Below are 17,610 nucleotides of genomic sequence, written 5' to 3' on the forward strand. Positions count from 1 at the left end.
CTCAGCGCTCCTTCACCCTGTTGAGATATTTGACGTAAATGTTGGTGATCGCGAGCACCATGATCAGCACTATGTAGGCGAGTGCGCAGGACCGCCCGGTCTGCCATTCCTGAAACGCCATCTTGTAGAGGCGGATCGAGATCACCTCCGTGGTCGGTTGGCTGGTGAGAATGTAGGCGAGATCAAAAGTCTTGAAAGCCTCCATCGTGCGAAAGATGATTGCGATCATGAGTATCGGCGCAACGAGCGGCAGAGTGATACGGAAGAACGTGTAGAACGGTCCCGCTCGGTCAATGGCAGCCGCCTCGTAAAGGTGCCTCGGTACCGCCGAGAGGCCTGCGAGCGAGAGCAACATCACGAAGGGTGACCACATCCAGATGTCGGTGATGGCGACAGCGTAGAGTGCCATTTCGGGATTCGCCAGCCACTCGAAAGAGCCGAGGCCGAGCGCGTAGTTGATGATGCCGAAGGAAGGATCGTAGAGTAGTTTCCAGAAGAGCCCGACCACCGCCATCGACAACATCATCGGCAGCAGAAGCAGTGTCGTGATGAGACCCTTGAAGGGGATTTCACGGTTGAGCAGCATCGCCGTGCCAAAACCGACGGCAACTTGACCGGCAACCGACACGATCACGTATTTCGCCGTAATTGCGAAGTTCGCCCAGATGAAGGGGTCGTTTAACAGTTCCCGGTAGTTTTGCAGGCCGACGAAGGTGGCCGGCGCGTTTGTCGAAGCACGAAAGTCGGTGAACGAATAGCCGAGCGAGTAGATCAACGGGAAGATGTTGAAGACGATCAGGAACAGGATCGTCGGAATAATGAACAGATTGCGAATTTTGATGTCGCTCAAGCCGCGCGAAGCAGCGCGCGACTTCGAATCCAACGATGTCATAACCACGGTGGCCAATGTGCTCCTCCTCCCAGAGCCGACGCCGGGCGCACTTGCGCCATCTGTTGCGTATTGCCTGAGCGCGCGCCGCGTCCGGCGCGAGCCCTGTCCGGTGCCAAGTTGAAGAGCGGGAGGGAGCCGGGCACCCACCCGCGTGTCGTTCGTTATTGGCGGCCGTACTTCTTGAAGGTCGCGTTCCAGTCCTTGGCGAGAGCGTCGAGTGCCTCCTTTGCTGTACCCTGGCCGGCCGTCACATAGGGATAAATGCGTTGGTTCATCTGGATCAGCAGCTCGGCATATTCGGGCGTTGCCCAGAAGTCCTTCACTCTGAACATAGTCTCGTAGAATGCCTTGTTGTAGGGCGTGGCGTTTTGGAACTCTTCGGATTCCAGTACCTTGGCGCTTGCCGTGTAACCGCCGAGCTCGGCCCAGCGCTTCTGTGTCTCGTCCTTGACGAACCACTCAAGAAATTTCATCGCCTCTTCCTTGTTCTCCGAATATGAGACGATGGAGATGCCCTGGCCCCCCAGAGCGGCATACTGGTCGCCCTCCGGGCCGGCCGGGTTGGCAAAGAAGCCGGTGACCTTCGCGTTCGGGTTTGATGCTTCATTGACCAGCGCCGGGAAGAAGGCGAAGTAGTTCATGCTCATCGCCGCCAGATTTTCGGTGATCGCCTGGTTGTTTTCGACGAAGAAGGACTTGGCCCAGCCAGGAGGGGTGAAGCCGTAAAGCTCGCGGTAGGCTTCCAAAGCCTTGACGTTCTTCTCCGAGTTGATGATCCCGTCGACCTTGTAAGTGCTGTAGTCTCCGAGTTCTCCTCCGAAAGAGAAGATGGCGTTCTCTACGCCCATAACGAGGCCGTCATAGGAGTTGTCGGTGTAGATCGCGATGCCGTAGCGCTTCTGGTCCGGACGATGGAAGAACTCGGCGATGTCGCGCAACTGCTTCCAGTCCTTGGGCGGAGCGAGGTCATAGCCATACTTCGCCTTGAAGGCTTCCATCTCCTTCGGGTCCTCGAACCAGTCCTTGCGGTATGACCACCCGACAGCGTCGCCCTCAGCAGGGATCGACCAGTACTTGCCGGAGTTCGCAGGATACTCCGAGTAGTACTTCACCGTGGCTGGAGCCATCACCTCGTTTAGCTTGTGCTGGTTGAAGAACTCGGTGAGGTCGACGTAGTGGCCGGCCTCCGATGCGGCGCCGATCCACTGTGAGTCGCCGACGACCATGTCATAGGCCGAGCCCTTGGCGTTGAATTCGGTAAAGGCCTTCGTTTGAAAGTCCGCCCATGGAGTCGTTTCGACCGTGACCTTCACGCCGGTCTCGGCCTCGTATTCGTTTACAAGCTCCTGGAGATAATTGGCGGGGTCCCATTCGGCCCAGAAAATCGTCAGTTCTTGTGATTGCGCGGAGGTCCCGCAGGCGAACATAAAGCTGATACCAGCCACCAGACCGGCCACTGTCTTGCGCATAATATTCCTCCCCTTTTGTGCATCCCGCCCCGCCTTTTCCACGGCGGTTCGTCTGAAAATCCTCCTGATTGGCTTCTGCGGCGGGTCCTCCTCCGACCCATGCGGCCTGGGACAGATATCAATCCCAAGCGAACGCAGCACCAATCTGGTAGTACCAAATCTAATGAGCGTCAAGGTTACTGTTATCGCCATTGCCGCAGACCACAGCTCGCAATGCCGGGCTTGTTACGGAATCGAAAACCTGAATGCCTTGCCCCCAGTTCAACCAGGAATGATTGTCCATAAGTCGTGATGCACGCGCATTATCTAAATTGGTCAAACCAGTTCCTCGAGTCGACGAGAATGCGCGAGATCATGTCGCGGATTGCGCATCCCGGACCGCCGCCTCGACCAAGGCTGCCGCCGCCCATTCTGCAACCGCTTGCGCACGTTCGGACGAGAGGCCCCAAATATCCTTAAGCACGACCAGCACCTCGACACCGAAAACAAGCGAGAGCGCCTGAGCCAACTGCTCGCGGGCCTCAGCCGGCACCTTGCCCTCGAGTGGCACGGTGACTTGTCGAAGGAGCTCGACGCGGTGCCCTCGCGTGAGCTGTGGTTCGTTACCAAGCGTGCCTGCCTGCCGCTGCGCCCACTGATCGAGCGAGAGCTTCAGTGCAGCCTTGAACGTCGCCTCGAACTCGTCAATGCGCGGCATGGCAGTTGCGAGCAGATCGCCAACGCGGGTGAGCGCATCGGGAGCCTCGGATCTCCAGTCGAGGATCGGGCCGAGCGCCTCGTGCACCACCGCATGAACCAGCGCCGCCTGGCTCGGAAAGTATCGGTAGGCAGTGGCGCGCGAAACTTCGGCGGCTTCCGCGACCTCACTCACCGAGGGGGTTATACCGGACTGCATCAACCGTGTGGCGGTATCCAACATGAGTTTGCGTGTGCGGGCTCGGGGACCGCGTTCGGCGTGTGTGGCGGATTCGCTCTGTTGACGTGAGACATCCATATCTTTACGATACGCGCATCTCATAATTTTGCAAGTGTCGGCAAACCGGTCGGCATGAGGCGGCTTTCAAGGCAGAGGAGGGCCAGGGTCGCCGGGGAGGAGAGATGAAGCACATCTACGTCGTCGGCACGGCCGACACGAAGGGGGAGGAACTCGTTTATCTTGCGTCCTGCGTCGAGGCAGCGGGCAGCCGGCCTGTTTTGGTCGATGTCGGCACGCGTCGCCCCACGGTTATGGTTGACATCTCCGCCGAAACCGTCGCCGCCGCGCATCCGGGCGGTGCCGCCGCGGTGCTTTCCGGCGACGATCGGGGAACAGCGATCGCTGCGATGGGCGAGGCATTCGCGAGGTTCCTTCCCGCCCGCGACGACGTAGCGGGCGTGGTAGGCATGGGTGGCGGCGGCGGGACGTCGATCATCACCGCCGGCATGCGCAGGCTGCCGCTCGGGCTACCGAAGGTCATGGTCTCGACGCTCGCGTCCGGCGACGTGGCACCTTATGTTGACGTCTCAGACATCATCATGATGCCGTCGGTTACCGACCTGGCCGGGCTCAACCGCGTGAGCCGCGTGATCCTAAAAAATGCGGCAGAGGCGATTACCGCCATGGCGAACAGGCCGGCGCAGGAAGCGGCCTCGAAGCCCGCTCTCGGCCTGACCATGTTCGGCGTGACGACGCCCTGTGTGACTGCCATCGTTGAACGACTGAAGGCTGACCATGACTGTCTGGTTTTCCACGCCACAGGCACCGGCGGACGAGCAATGGAGAAGCTTGCAGACAGCGGACTTCTATCGGGTGTGCTCGATATCACGACGACGGAGGTGTGCGACCTTCTCTTCGGCGGTGTGCTGCCGGCGACCGAGGATCGTTTCGGGGCAATCGCGCGCACCGATTTGCCTTATGTGGGCTCCGTCGGGGCTTTGGACATGGTCAATTTCTGGGCGCCAGAGACGGTACCGGAGCGATATTCCGGCCGGCTCTTGTACCGCCACAACCCAAACGTCACGCTCATGCGCACGACTCCGGAGGAATGCGCCGCAATCGGAAGGTGGATTGGCGCAAAACTGAACCTCTGCAGCGGACCTGTCCGGTTCCTGATCCCGGAGCGAGGCGTGTCTGCGCTCGATATCGAGGGCGGCGCCTTCTTCGATCCTGCGGCGGATGCGGCGCTCTTCGAGGCATTGGAAGCCACCGTCGATCGAAATGACCGGCGCCGCATCGAACGCCTTCCGCTCCACATCAACGATCCGCAGTTCGCCGACGCCGCAGTCGCCGCGTACCGAGACATTGCCAACTCTGAAAGAGGCACCGATGCCAGTAATCCCCCGCAAGACCATTCTTGAAAAGTTCCACGGCATGATCGCCGCCGGCAAGCCAATCATCGGAGGTGGGGCCGGAACGGGGATTTCGGCCAAGGCCGAGGAGGCCGGGGGCATCGACCTCATCATCATCTATAACTCCGGCCGTTACCGAATGGCGGGCCGTGGCTCGGCGGCCGGTCTGCTCGCCTATGGAAATGCCAATGAGATCGTGAAGGAAATGGCCTTAGAGGTGCTGCCGGTCGTGAAGGCGACACCGGTACTCGCCGGCGTCAATGGCACCGACCCATTCGTTTTCATGCCCCAGTTTCTCGCGGAACTGAAGGCCATAGGCTTTTCCGGCGTACAGAATTTCCCCACCATCGGCCTCTTCGATGGACGGATGCGGCGGAGCTTTGAGGAGACGGGGATGGGCTATGGTCTCGAGGTGGACATGATCGCCGAGGCCCACCGGCTCGACCTGCTGACGACACCCTATGTCTTCAACGAGGAAGAAGCGATCGCGATGACGAAGGCGGGTGCAGACATCGTTGTCGCTCATATGGGCGTTACCACGGGAGGTGCGATCGGCGCCACTTCCGCGATCTCGCTCGACGACTGCGCGAGCGAAATCGACGCGATAGCGGCGGCCGCGCGCTCGGTACGCAAGGACGTCATTGTGCTCTGCCACGGGGGGCCGATTTCGATGCCGGAGGACGCAGGGTACATCCTGGATCGTTGCCCAGGCTGCAATGGCTTTTATGGCGCAAGTTCCATGGAACGCCTGCCTGCCGAGGCGGCGATCCGCAAGCAGACGGAAGAGTTCAAGGCGCTTGCCATCAGTACGGTGGTTTGAAGCGAGCAGGATGCGGAGGAGGCCGCGGCATGGCAAAGGACAAATATTTTCTCTACCCGATTGATGTTGACAGTTTCGGCTTCGACTGGGGCCGGCTTGCGCTGACGGTCGCGCCGGAGGTGAACGGGGCCGAGCGCTTCTCGGGCGGTGTGGTGGATTTGCCGAGCGGCGAAGGGCACACGCGTCACAATCATCCGGGAGCGGAAGAGATCATTTTCGTCATCTCGGGAGAGGGCGAGCAGATGGTGGAGGACGAGAACGGCGATCCGGTGATGCAGAGGGTTGGACCCGGTTGCACTATCTATGTACCGGAAAGCCGGTTCCACTCGACAAGGAACACGGGTCCCGGCCCGATGCAGCTTTTCGTGGTCTATTCACCGGCAGGCCCTGAGCGTGCGCTTCGGGATCTGCCGGATTTCCGTCTAATCCCGCCCGGTACTTAAGGGCGCACGACAACGGCTTTGTGGGAGAAATTCCGTGGACATCAGCCCAAGACAAACGCTAGCGGCGGGGCCCCCCTTCGATGCGGCGAAACTCGACAAGCTCATGGAGGAGACGGGCATCGACGTTCTGCTCGCCACATCCAAGCACAACACGCAGTACCTGCTGGGCGGTTACAAGTTCATCTTCTTCGCCGCAATGGATGCGATTGGCCACAGCCGCTATCTGCCGATCGTCGTTTATGAGAAGGGCTCCCCCGATCACTCGGCGTATATTGGCAACCGCATGGAAGGGGGAGAACACCAGAACAACCCTTTCTGGACACCCGACGTTCATACGGCGACATGGGGTACACTCGACGCAGCAGCGCTTGCGGTCGAGCATCTGAGAAAGATCGGTAAGTCGGGTGCTCGCATCGGCATCGAACCGCCCTTCCTGCCGGCCGATGCGCGGGATCTGTTGGCTTCTCGCCTTGAAGGTGCGCGTTTCGTGGAGGCGACGCATACGCTCGAGCGACTGCGCTCGATCAAGACACCGCAAGAGCTGGAGAAGCTCAAGGTTGCCTCCGAACTGATCACTGATTCGATGCTCGCCACCATCGCGGCTGCACGAGAGGGATCCACCAAGGGCGAGATCATTGAACGGCTCAGGCGAGAAGAGACCAATCGCGGACTGTATTTCGAGTATTGCCTGCTGACCCTGGGTGCTAGTCACAACCGTGCGGCCTCTCCGCAGGCATGGGCGAAGGGTGAGGTGCTTTCGATTGATTCCGGCGGCAACTACCAGGGCTATATCGGTGACCTTTGCCGGATGGGCGTGCTCGGCGAGCCCGATGCGGAGCTCGAGGACTTGCTAGCTGAAGTCGATGCGATCCAGCAGGCAGCCTTTGCCAGGATCAAGGCCGGGGCGAGAGGCAGTGAGATGATTGCTTCGGCGGAAGAGGCTTTGCGAAGCTCGCCTTCGGCCGACTTTACCGACTTCTTCTGCCACGGCATGGGGCTCATCAGCCACGAAGCACCGTTCCTGATGACCAACCACCCCGTCGCTTACGAAGGCGTAGATGCGGATCGGCCCCTGGAGGCAGGCATGGTCATTTCCGTCGAGACGACGATGCTCCATCCGCAGCGCGGTTTCATCAAGCTCGAGGATACGCTCGCCGTCACGAAGGACGGATACGAAATGTTTGGCAACAGAGGGCGCGGTTGGAACCCTGTGGCGGTTTAGCGAGCGGCGAAACTGCTGCGAAAGAAGGGCACACGAAGGTGTGCCGGACTGGTATCAGATGTGGTAGATCTCGGTGCCTAGAACCTCAAGCCATTTCCGCATGAAGGCATGGGCCGTTCAGTCCTTTGCCGACACCATCGTGCCGTCGGCAGCGACCCGGTTGGGGGCAGGTCGATACGGGTGCCGCCAACCATTGTGACGTCCGGCTCGCAGGCGCTGAGAGCGCTGTGCCGCCCACGACATCGACGACGATCAGAATTCGTTCGCCGTGGCGGATCGTGAATAATCGTACGCAGGCGACGTTGGTGACGCGAAGCTCGATCTGTAGTCCAATCGCCATTGCAGCAGCGGTCCGGCGCCGCTACGGGCTCAAGAGAAGTCGCGCACGCCCCGCGCGATTTGGATGACGGAAGCGGCAGAGGCGCGATCTTGGCGCCTCTGCCTTCCGTTCTGCGTGTCTTTATTCAGCCGCTCCGATCTTGGCGGACTTGAGCTGCAGTTCACGACGCGAGCATGCCCAGGTTTCGCCGCCTGGATTGGCCTCGACTTGCGGCTTACGATTTTGGTGTGACGCTGTCAGGTGGCTCCGCACAAGCCGTCGGGCTTCGTGTACCCGGCGACCTTGATGAGTGCGCGTTTCATAGCTGCTAGGAAGAGGTCTACGTGCTCGGCTTTGCAAACGAGTGGAGGGCGCACCTTGAGCGCATCCTCATTGGCTCCTGTCGTGCTGATAAGCACGCCATCATCCCGCATTGCATTCACCACGTCCAAAGCCATTGCACGCCGGAGCGGGGCCGGTATTCCTTCGGACCCGATGTCTACGCCAAAGAAGAGACCGGCATTGCGGATTGCACGAACGCCCGTATGCTGCTTTGCCATCTCCGTCAGCCCGGCTCGAAGCCGCAGGCTCATGGCAAGCGCATTTTCAGGGATGTGGTCACGTTGCAGGATCGTCAGCACGGCGTCCGCCGTCGCTATTCCAACAGTGTTTCCGGCAAAGGTGTTCGAGTAGCGAGCGGTTGCACCAAAGCGCTCCATTGGGGCTTTGCGACCAACGACCGCGCCAATTGGAAACCCGTTACCCATTGGCTTGCCGAGGGTTACAAGATCCGGAACGATCCCGTGCCGCTCGAAGCCCCACATATGAGCGCCAGTTCGCCCGAAGCCCGGCTGAACTTCGTCGGCGATGACGAGGCCGCCTGCGTCCCGTGCCGCTGCAGCTCCGCCGGCAACGAAGCCGGGAGGATCCACCCATACGCCGTCGCTGGAAAAAATACTGTCGATAAGCAGGGCCGCAACGCCTATGCCACGACGGTTCAGATCCGAAATGGCGGAACGGATCTGTGCCTCGAAAAAGTCCGCAGCCTGGGATTCTGGCACGCCCGCTGGACCGGGAAGCGGTACCATGCGCACGAATGGGCTGAGCTTGACGGCATCGCCCAAGTTTGGCGAAACCGCGGCGACGGCCGCGCTTGTGCCGTGATAGGCATAAGAGGAAACGATCACGCCTTCGCCGCCGCTCACAAGTCGTGCGATACGCAGGGCCAGATCGTTGGATTCACTCCCCGTGCAAGTAAAGACCACCCGGTCTAGGCCCTCGGGGAAGGTATCAACCAACCGCTCGGCATAGTTGACAAGTCTTGGTTCTAGATAACGCGTATTGGCGCTTATTCGGGCCGCTTGCTCGGCCATTGCCGCGTTTACTTCCGGGTGGCAATGGCCGAGGGAAGGAACGTTATTGTAGAAGTCAAGATAGGCTCGCCCGTCGGGATCGTAGAGCCACATGCCTTCGCCGCGAACGAAGTGCACGGGCCGTCGGTACTGCAGTCGATAAGATGCTCCCAGAACTGCATCACGACGGGCAATCAGCTCGGCCTCGCGCGCTGGGAGATCAGACTCGCCGGGTCTGTAGCGATTGGGCATAAGGTCTGTGGACATGTGTTCTTGCCTGTCTAAGAGTTACGGCGATGGCTGTGACGCTGCCGCGAGGACTGCGGCCTCACCTGATGCAGTGGAAAGAGGCGCCAGAATAGTTAGCCCGCGCTCGGCACGAGCCACATTCTTTTTGATGTATTGCGCGTCTGCCGGAAAGAGGTGGGAGCGCCAGTAATTGACCAGTATCAGTGCGCTTTGTCGTGCGCGCATGAGTCCGATCAGCAGTCTTGCTTCCAAGGCGGAAAGTGGGACGACCGAGGCATAGCCCGAAATGAGATGTTCGGCTCCGCCCAAAGGAAGCGCCGGATCTGTCACGAGGTGACTCGCCGCGATAGCCAGGTCCTGTATCCTGGGGCTCCAGCAGCCATCGCCGAAATCGATGAAACCCAAGCCGTGGGGGGTAACAATTGTGTTGAACGGGCTAGGATCGTTGTGCGCGACCTGCCACTCCAAGTTCGAGATCTGCGGCTCGACGAACCTCATGTACTCTGCCATTGCGGTCCGAACGCTTTCGGCAACGCTTCCAGAAGGTAGGTGTTCCTCCAGTTCCATCAATCGCGGCCAGCACCCTACATGCCAGAGAATGGGGCGGTGGGCTGCGGGTATATTGACTTGCGCAAGGGCTAGGTCCATCTGGCCAAGGGCGTTTCCAGTTCGAAAGAGGAGATCAGGAGTCGGCGTCTCCTGGTGCAGAGACACGCCCTCGATTCGGGTCTGCAGGTAACCACTTAGACCCTCTTCCTCAAACATCAACGCGCCGCTACTGGTAGGGATCACTGTGGGTGCAGCAAATCCCCCGCTTCCTTGCAGTGCAGCCAAAGCGGCACTTTGGAAACGGAAGCTGTCGACCGCCTCTTGTCGTGCCGACGTCTTCAGGATCAATTGGCGGCCGTCGGACAGGGAGACCTCTACAGTGCGCTCGACCTCGGAGGATAAGACCGCGGTCGATCCTTCCAGTCCGTAGTGCCGCCTGAGCAGTGTCGCCGAAATGTCCGGTTCTGACGCGTCTGGCGGCGAGGACAGAATGGCGGTTGCGGCACGAAAATAGGCTTCTGTCGACGCTGCAGCATGCGGCAGGTGACGGGAGGCCGGAGCCGCAGAGCTGTTGCGCCGGCCTAGTTCCTGATCAGCAGCAAGTCCACTAAGATCGCCCAATTTGAAGATCCTCGTCCGTTCATGGTGCTTTTCGGGCTGCGTAGTTGGATACCCTGATCTAATCTGACTAGCTCAGAGCAGGCACTCCAGCATAGCTCAGTGGCCCGCGCGCGTTTTCGTCCCTGAACCGCTGTTGCCTTATCTCAAGTCAGAGCCCGAAAACGCCGGGCAGCTGCGAAATATCGCGGATCTCGGTGTATTCATAATAGGGGTTGGCCGGCTCATGGCCGCGGTTGACCCACACCTTGCTTTTGATACCCAGGTCATAGGCGGACATGAGGTCGTGACGGAAAGACGACGAAACGTGCGTGATGTCTTCCGGTCCGCATCCCAACATGTCGAACATATATTCGAACGCCTTGAGGTGGGGTTTGTAAGCTCCCGCTTCTTCTGCGGTGTAGACGGCATGGAACGGCGCGCCTAGCTTTGCCACATTCGACGGGATCTGGGCCACCATGGAGTTTGTGAGAATGACCAGCGGGATTTCCTTGGCTAATTTGGCTAGGCCCTCGGGCACATCCGGATGCGGTCCCCAGGTCGGTACGCGGTTGTAGATGATTTCGGCGTCTTCGGGCCTGAATGCAACCTTGTTGCGGCGGCACGTGCGCTCCAACGCGTTGTGAACAACGTCGGCATAGGGCTTCCAGTCCTGCAATACCTCATCGATGCGGTACGCTTGGAAGTTCCTGATGAATTCGTCCATGCTCGGCCCATCCAGAAGATGACCGAACAGATCACGAGCGGCTTCCGCCATTTGAAAGTTGATTAGCGTACCATGGCAGTCGAATGTTACGTATTTTGGCCTGAAGCGATCCATATCCTTGGCTCCTGTGAACTCTACGGCATGGACGAAGCATAGTTGCAGTTGTTTGGAAGAATGTGCCGGAATGCTTCGTCTTTCAGCAGAAGTCTCTTCGGTTGCAGCAAATCCCGCACAACCTTTTGCTGGCGCCGCGTCTCGCATTTGGTCGTGTCCTGAGTTCAGCTGTTGCTCCACCGAAGGCAGCCGTTCGCGTGCGCTGATTTTGGCAGCGTTGTGTGGAAGCCGAATAGAGCATTGCGGTCTGCCTCTCATGGCAGTTGGCGAGACGGGGTTGGCGGGAATACCCAAGTGGCTTCGAAGCCGCCATTTCGAGCGTCGGCAGGCCGAGGCGGGGGGCGACGCAACGGCTGACAAGCCGAGGCTGCTCTGAAAAGGCTTCCTGTGTGTATGAGCCGACCAAAGCTATCGAGCCCGTCATCAGGGGACGGGCTGCGGTTCACCCGAGTGCGTGACCAGCTAAGCCATAAACCCAAGGCTCGCCGGCCTTGCGGTTCAAAAGGAGTCGGCCTCGCGACATAGTCGTTACTCGTTCGGCCACTCGAAAGTCACTCGCGCGAAGAAAGTTGACCAATGGTCCTGTTTCCCGCGTGTCGACACGCGCGAACTGCCCTTTCAGGTTCCGTAGATGGACGGCAATAAGCTGAAGCGCGTCATCGTCATTGCTTGCTACTACGGGGCCGATCACATGGCCGCGGCCGAACTCCCGGCATATAGAATAGCCAACGATCTTCCCATCCCGGCAGAGGGATTGGATGGTGGAAATCGGGGCTAGTGCCGAGATCAGCTCCTCTCGCTTCCAACCGAAGGCCTGGGTATCAAGTTCGATGATCTGCGGGAGTGCATCAATCCCCGCCTCGATCAAATCACCGTTCGGGGCGGGCAAGTTGGGCAGGGAGGAAGCAACCGTTCCTTGGTGCATCCATACCGTCGCCTCGTTTGCAAAACCCAGCGAGACATAAAGGTTGTGTGCCGCGCGAGTTGAATTGAGATACAGATTTCTGCCGCGGCATTCTTCGAATACCTGCTCCATGAGCCAACGCGCATTACCCTGAGCCTGCGAGCGCGGAGTGGTGATCACCAGGCCGATCATCGCAACGTCTTGGCCATAGGGGAACCACATGGCGCTTCCGAAAACCCGGCCGATGCTGTCGACTACCGCGATGCCCCGGCCGAACTGGCGAAGCCAATCCCAGTCTTTGGGACGGTGTGGCCAACCGACGGCCACGGTTAAGGCGTGGAGCGAGCCGACATCGATCTCATTGATGTCCCGTGCCACCAATTCGAATGACTTAAGTCGAACTGACTTCGGCATTTGACTTTGAGCTCCTTCGCCGGTTCAACAAGTGCAACGACTTTGGCAACTCTACAGCCGCCGAGGGTCGATCAGCTCATGATTGCACACTAGGCTCGGCATCTTTCACTGATTTGCCCCTGGCGTTCGAAATCTTCTCCCGAAATACGGGTGCCGGGCAGGACGAACCCTGTGCCCCGATTTGCTTCACGTAGCACCGCACCAATGACAACGCAACTTTGCGAAACTTAGATACAGCGAAGTTCGACTGATTGCCGGTTGGCCGCGCACAGATCAGAGTAGTCCGACAGGGGGAATTGTTCTCGGGCCGGGCTGTCGGGAGAAGCAACTGTTCAAACTCAACATTGAGGTCCGTCTTGGCACGACCTGCTCTCTAACAACGGGCGCTGATTTCTGATGACTTTGAAATAGTTCATAAATCAGCTCTGCTTGGTCTCCGAAGAGCGTCAAGAAATTCTGAAGGCGCCAACCATTTTGGAATTTCGTGCTGTTGCGGAAGCGTAATTCGGTGACTCCTTCGGCAGGAGAAGTCGATACTAGCCTCATTCGGTCATGGCATGACGTGCGATGGCAAAGGGTCTGCCAGGCGGGATCTCCTTTGCAAGACACGGCGACACCGCGAAGAAGTAGTGACGATCAAACGGCGTCACGCCTGGAGGAGACGCAGAGCTGCCGCTGGTGCATGTATCGGTAAGAGCTCGGCAGTCTGGGTCAGTGCGTGGATAACTACAGCATACGCCGTTCCCCGCAAGGGCGTTGCAACTGCCGCATCGTTGCGGTGAATAGGAGGATAACTCGATGATCGCCAGCATCCAGACTTTGGGCGCGGACGAGGTGGCGCTCTCTGTGCGCGGCCTGAGTATCAGCCTCCCGAAAGGGATGGAGCGGGCTTTCGCCGTAGAGAATATCTCATTCAATCTAAAGCGCGGAGAGATCTTGTGCATCATCGGCGAGTCCGGTTCGGGCAAATCGGTGACAGCCAACACGATCATGGGCCTACTACCCAAGGTGATACCGGTGGCGGCAGGCGCGATTCATCTCGAAGGCACGGCCATCGTGGGGGCTTCTCCCGAACAGCTCAGGGATCTGCGCGGTCGTGTCGTTTCCATGATCTTCCAGGACCCGCTTTCGGCCTTGAATCCGCTGATGACAGTCGGCGAGCAGGTCACCGAAGTCATGGCAGCGCACAATGTCGGAACGCCCGCGTCGCGCCGGATCCGTGCTATTGAACTGCTGACAGAGGTGGGATTGCCGGACCCGGAATTGATGTACCACCAGTACCCGTTCCGACTGTCTGGTGGGCAGCGCCAGCGGGTTATGATCGCGATGGCTCTGGCACTCGAGCCTAAGATCCTGATTGCGGACGAGCCAACGACCGCTCTGGATGTAACCACCCAAGCCCAGATCCTGAAACTGATCCGCGACATCCAGCGGCGCAAGGGCATGAGTGTGATGTTCATCACCCACGATTTTGGGGTTGTCGCAGAGATCGCCGACAGCGTGGTGGTAATGGAAAAGGGCCATATCGTAGAGCAAGGAAGTGCGGAACAGGTGCTGAAGGCACCCCGCCATCCCTATACGCAGCGCTTGGTTGCAGCTGTCCCCCACCTCAGCGGCAGGGATCGTGCACACGAGGACGCGGCTCCCGCCAAGCCAATCATGAAGGTCGAAGGTCTGGTCAAGACCTATCGAAGCACCGGTGTGTTTTTCGGCAAGAAGCGGATCGTTACCGCAGTGAACGATGTATCGTTCGACCTGGCGCCTGGCCGCACATTGGGGATTGTCGGAGAGAGCGGCTCGGGCAAATCCTCGCTCGGGAGGTTGCTCATCAAGCTGATGGACAGTGACGGTGGACGGATACTGTTTGACGGCCACGATATCGCCAAGCTGTCCGAGGTGGTTTTCCGCCCCTTGCGGCCGCGTATCCAGATGATCTTCCAGGACCCGTTCGCGTCCTTGAATCCGCGTTCGACGATCGGGCAGATTCTGACTGTCGGCCCCGTCGCCCACGGGACGCCCTATGCCCAGGCCCGGGAGGAGGCGAGGGCGCTGCTGTCCCATGTGGGACTCGATGCAGGTGCCTTCGGTCGCTATCCGCACGAATTTTCCGGTGGGCAGCGCCAGCGCATCGGTATAGCGCGGGCATTGATGTTCAAGCCGAAGCTTCTCATCGCCGACGAGGCCGTATCTGCCCTCGATGTGTCGATCCAGGCCCAGATCCTGAAACTTCTGGACCAAATTCAGCGAGAAACCGGCGTGGCCATGATCTTCATCACCCACGATCTGCGGGTGGCAAGCCAGATTTCTGACGAGATCGCAGTAATGCAGAAGGGCCGGATCGTCGAGCGCGGCCCGCCCTCGCAGATATTCCTCAATCCGCAATCCGCTTACACGCGCGAGTTGGTCGCAGCCATTCCCGGAGAGCGTCTGAATACCGCCCCGGCTACCGCCGCTAATTCCTGAATGCCAATCCAAACATGTCCACTAGGGAGGAGACATCATGACCAAGGTTGAAACGACTAAACAGACCTATTCGCGACGCGAGACCCTGCGCATGATGGCAGCTGGAGGGCTGGCAGGGCTTGTCGCGCCAAACCTCCTGGTGTCGCCGGCCTTTGGCCAGACCGCCCCTGCAAAACCGACCGGTCGGGTCGTCGTCGGGCTTTCACAGGAACCCACTGTCTTCAATCCGCTGATGGCGCATACCGAAGTCGACGACGCCGTGCATTTCTCGGTGTTTGATGCGCTCTTTCGAATGGACCCCGAGGGCGTTCTCCAGCCCAATCTCGCGGCCGAAGTACCAAGCCAAAAGAATGGCGGTATCTCGCAGGACGGCCTGCAGTGGCGCATTCGTCTGCGCGACGACGTCCGCTGGCATGATGGTGAGCCCTTTACAGCGGAAGATGTGAAGTTCACTCTCGAACTCATCACCAACCCCAAGTTCCGAGCATGGCGTACGAGCGGCCATTCATTAGTGCGTGATATCAAGGTGGTCTCACCCACGGAGATCACCTGGCGGATGGAGTCCGTTTTCGCGCCCTACTTGTCGTTTCTCGCCGAGACCTTCATTGTTCCGAGGCACCTTCTCGAGAAGGAGGCAGATCCGAACGCCGCCGGCTTCAATCAGGCGCCTATTGGCACTGGAGCATTCAAGTGGGCGCAACGCATCGCCGGCGATCATATCGAACTCGTCGCGAACGCTGACTATTTCGGGGAAGGTCCTTATCTCGAGCGGCTCGTTTTCAAATATATTCCGGACATGACGGTGCTCTACACCCAATTCAAGAGCGGCGACGTCGACCTTGTCGACCAAGCTTACATTACCGCCGATCATTACGCGGAAGCCAGTAACTTGCCGGATCGCGTGGTTACTCTGGAATCGGGGGCGTCAGTCGAGTCGATTTACCTCAACCTTGAAAAGCCGCAATTCAAGGATCCGGCAGTGCGACAGGCGCTCTACGCCGCTATGGACAGAAAAGCGATCATAGACGCGATCTATTATGGCGTAGGTAACCTCACCGAAACCTTCATGCCGCAGCAATCCTACTACTACAATCCGAACCTGCCGGCGCAGGAGTACAACCTGGACCGGGCGCGTCAAATCCTCGACGAAGCAGGCTGGGTGCCGGGATCGGATGGAGTGCGCGCCAAGGACGGCGTTCGCTTGTCGTTTTCCAATGCAACAACGGCAGGTAACAATCTGCGTGAACAAGTGCAGCAATTTCTGCAGCAGACATTTGCTGAAATCGGGGTCGAGATGACCATATCGAATCTGCCAGGAGCAGTGATGTGGGGCGATTTCTGGCTCAAATCGCAGTTCGACTCCGCAATTTCCGGTGTGACCTATGTCATCGCGGCGGACCCCGACGTGACGAACCGCCTGCACACGCGCGCGATTGTCGCGAAAGGCGGAAAAGGATCAAATACCGGCCAGTACTCCAACCCGGAGGTCGACGCGCTGCTCGAAAAGGGTGTCCGTACGTTTGATCCCGAAGAGCGAAGGGCAATTTACTTCCGCGTGCAGGAAATCGTCCGGCAAGACCTGCCGTTCCTGCCGTTGTTTGCGTACACCAACGTGTTCGGCCGTAAGGGAGGACTCGAGGGCTTCAAGCCGAATGCCAACACGCGCGTCGCATCCTGGCATGCCGCCGGATGGCATTGGAAGAGCTGATCTCCGGAGCCGCCGTCACGAGTAGCGGCGGCGGCCCATCCATTGGCGATGTCATGAGGAGAGTGGAATGCGCGGCTTCCTACTTAACCGGCTTTACCAGAGTCTCATCCTACTGGTGATAGTTTCAATCATCGGATTCACCATCCTGAATCTGATACCGGGAGGCCCGTTGGCGCAGTACGGCCTCGACCCCGGAATGACCCAAGAAGATCTCGACCGCCTCAAGGAACAGCTTGGGCTGAACCGCCCTCTTTGGATGCAGTACCTGGACTGGGCCTGGCGCCTGCTGCAGGGCGATTGGGGGCACTCGTTCCGGGATGGGGCAACGGTGTTGAGCGTCATCGGCCGTCACCTTTTCGCGACCCTGTTGTTGATGGGTTCGTCCACGGTGATAGCGATCGCAATCGGCACCTGGATTGGTATCCGTGGCGCCACGCACCGCTATTCGGCGTTTGACTATCTAGCCACCGTCGGCGCCATGGTGGCACTATCGATTCCGACCTTCTGGTTCGGATTGCTGGGTATCTATGTTTTTTCCCTCAAACTGGGTTGGCTGCCTGCCGGCAACATGTACACGGTCGGCGATGGCTCCCTTCTGAACTATCTGCACCATCTGATCCTCCCGAGTATCGTACTTGCTCTGGTCCATGTGGCGATTTGGAGCCGCTATATGCGGACCGCGACGCTTGATGCTATCAGCCAGGAATTTGTGAAGACCGCCCGTGCCAAGGGGTTGAGTGAACGCAGGATCCTTATGAAGCACGTCGTCGGCAATGCCCTGCTGCCCATGATAACGCTTGCGGGCATGCAGCTTCCCAGCATCCTTACGGGGGCGCTCGTTACCGAGACCGTATTTACCTGGCCGGGAATGGGCCGGTTGTTTCTCGATAGTCTCGGATATAGCGATTATCCGGTGGTGATGGGACTACTGATGTTCTCCGCCATACTTGTCATCCTGGGCAATCTGATCGCGGACATCGCCGTGGCGATCATCGATCCCCGCATTCGGATGAGTTAAGCGCATCACGCCCAACAGGAGA

The 17,610-nt window shown here is 59.1% G+C and carries 14 protein-coding genes; 7 read left to right on the plus strand and 7 right to left on the minus strand.

Translation table 11 applies throughout. The features are described from left to right. Position 1 precedes the first annotated feature (1 nt). From BHD07_RS12690 to BHD07_RS12700, 3 genes are all read right to left on the minus strand, one after another. Positions 2–907 carry a carbohydrate ABC transporter permease gene (locus BHD07_RS12690; protein WP_018098158.1) on the minus strand — a complete coding sequence of 302 codons (906 nt, stop codon included), beginning with the start codon at positions 905–907 and terminating at the stop codon, positions 2–4. A 146-nt stretch (positions 908–1,053) separates the two neighbouring features. Further along, on the minus strand, positions 1,054–2,361 hold the full coding sequence (locus BHD07_RS12695) for an ABC transporter substrate-binding protein (protein WP_018098157.1): 1,308 nt from the start codon (positions 2,359–2,361) through the stop codon (positions 1,054–1,056). Positions 2,362–2,713: 352 nt separating this feature from the next. Continuing rightward, entirely contained in the window at positions 2,714–3,355 is a 642-nt protein-coding gene (locus BHD07_RS12700; RefSeq protein WP_275598437.1) for a TetR/AcrR family transcriptional regulator, read from the minus strand. A gap of 104 nt (positions 3,356–3,459) precedes the next feature. Here BHD07_RS12700 and BHD07_RS12705 point away from each other — a divergent pair, with 104 nt between their 5' ends. Genes BHD07_RS12705 through BHD07_RS12720 form a run of 4 tightly spaced genes read left to right on the plus strand, consistent with a single transcriptional unit; the run spans position 3,460 to position 7,174 of the window. Further along, entirely contained in the window at positions 3,460–4,698 is a 1,239-nt protein-coding gene (locus BHD07_RS12705) for a Tm-1-like ATP-binding domain-containing protein (RefSeq protein WP_338280508.1), read from the plus strand. Continuing rightward, entirely contained in the window at positions 4,667–5,509 is an 843-nt protein-coding gene (locus BHD07_RS12710) for a phosphoenolpyruvate hydrolase family protein (protein ID WP_338280509.1), read from the plus strand. The genes BHD07_RS12705 and BHD07_RS12710 overlap by 32 nt, the downstream gene beginning before the upstream one ends. A gap of 29 nt (positions 5,510–5,538) precedes the next feature. Further along, positions 5,539–5,952, plus strand: coding sequence for a cupin domain-containing protein (locus BHD07_RS12715; protein ID WP_338280511.1), 414 nt, complete (start codon positions 5,539–5,541; stop codon positions 5,950–5,952). A gap of 34 nt (positions 5,953–5,986) precedes the next feature. Beyond that, entirely contained in the window at positions 5,987–7,174 is a 1,188-nt protein-coding gene (locus tag BHD07_RS12720) for a Xaa-Pro peptidase family protein (RefSeq protein WP_338280513.1), read from the plus strand. Between the two features lie 576 nt (positions 7,175–7,750). Here the strand turns inward: BHD07_RS12720 and BHD07_RS12725 are convergent. The 4 genes from BHD07_RS12725 to BHD07_RS12740 form a co-directional block, all read right to left on the minus strand. Next, positions 7,751–9,112 carry an aspartate aminotransferase family protein gene (locus BHD07_RS12725; protein WP_338280515.1) on the minus strand — a complete coding sequence of 454 codons (1,362 nt, stop codon included), beginning with the start codon at positions 9,110–9,112 and terminating at the stop codon, positions 7,751–7,753. Positions 9,113–9,133: 21 nt separating this feature from the next. Further along, the gene (locus BHD07_RS12730; RefSeq protein WP_338280517.1) at positions 9,134–10,264 is read right to left on the minus strand and encodes a phosphotransferase enzyme family protein; all 1,131 of its coding nucleotides are present in this window, start codon (positions 10,262–10,264) and stop codon (positions 9,134–9,136) included. A 148-nt stretch (positions 10,265–10,412) separates the two neighbouring features. Next, the gene (locus tag BHD07_RS12735; protein WP_324765410.1) at positions 10,413–11,081 is read right to left on the minus strand and encodes a haloacid dehalogenase type II; all 669 of its coding nucleotides are present in this window, start codon (positions 11,079–11,081) and stop codon (positions 10,413–10,415) included. A gap of 442 nt (positions 11,082–11,523) precedes the next feature. After that, positions 11,524–12,399, minus strand: a complete 876-nt coding sequence (locus tag BHD07_RS12740) for a GNAT family N-acetyltransferase (RefSeq protein WP_324765081.1) — start codon at positions 12,397–12,399, stop codon at positions 11,524–11,526. Between the two features lie 798 nt (positions 12,400–13,197). Between BHD07_RS12740 and BHD07_RS12745 the strand changes: the two genes are divergently transcribed. From BHD07_RS12745 to BHD07_RS12755, 3 genes are all read left to right on the plus strand, one after another. Further along, complete coding sequence (locus BHD07_RS12745; protein WP_338280519.1) at positions 13,198–14,862, plus strand: ABC transporter ATP-binding protein; 1,665 nt, start codon at positions 13,198–13,200, stop codon at positions 14,860–14,862. Positions 14,863–14,899: 37 nt separating this feature from the next. After that, positions 14,900–16,570, plus strand: a complete 1,671-nt coding sequence (locus tag BHD07_RS12750) for a peptide ABC transporter substrate-binding protein (RefSeq protein WP_338280522.1) — start codon at positions 14,900–14,902, stop codon at positions 16,568–16,570. A 67-nt stretch (positions 16,571–16,637) separates the two neighbouring features. Further along, a complete protein-coding gene (locus BHD07_RS12755; protein ID WP_338280523.1) occupies positions 16,638–17,588 on the plus strand; it encodes an ABC transporter permease in 951 nt (316 codons plus the stop codon). The last annotated feature ends 22 nt before the right edge of the window (positions 17,589–17,610 follow it).

The sequence above is a fragment of the Sinorhizobium sp. KGO-5 genome (genome assembly GCF_036245905.1).
In the GTDB taxonomy this organism is placed as follows: Bacteria; Pseudomonadota; Alphaproteobacteria; order Rhizobiales; family Rhizobiaceae; genus Sinorhizobium; species Sinorhizobium meliloti_A.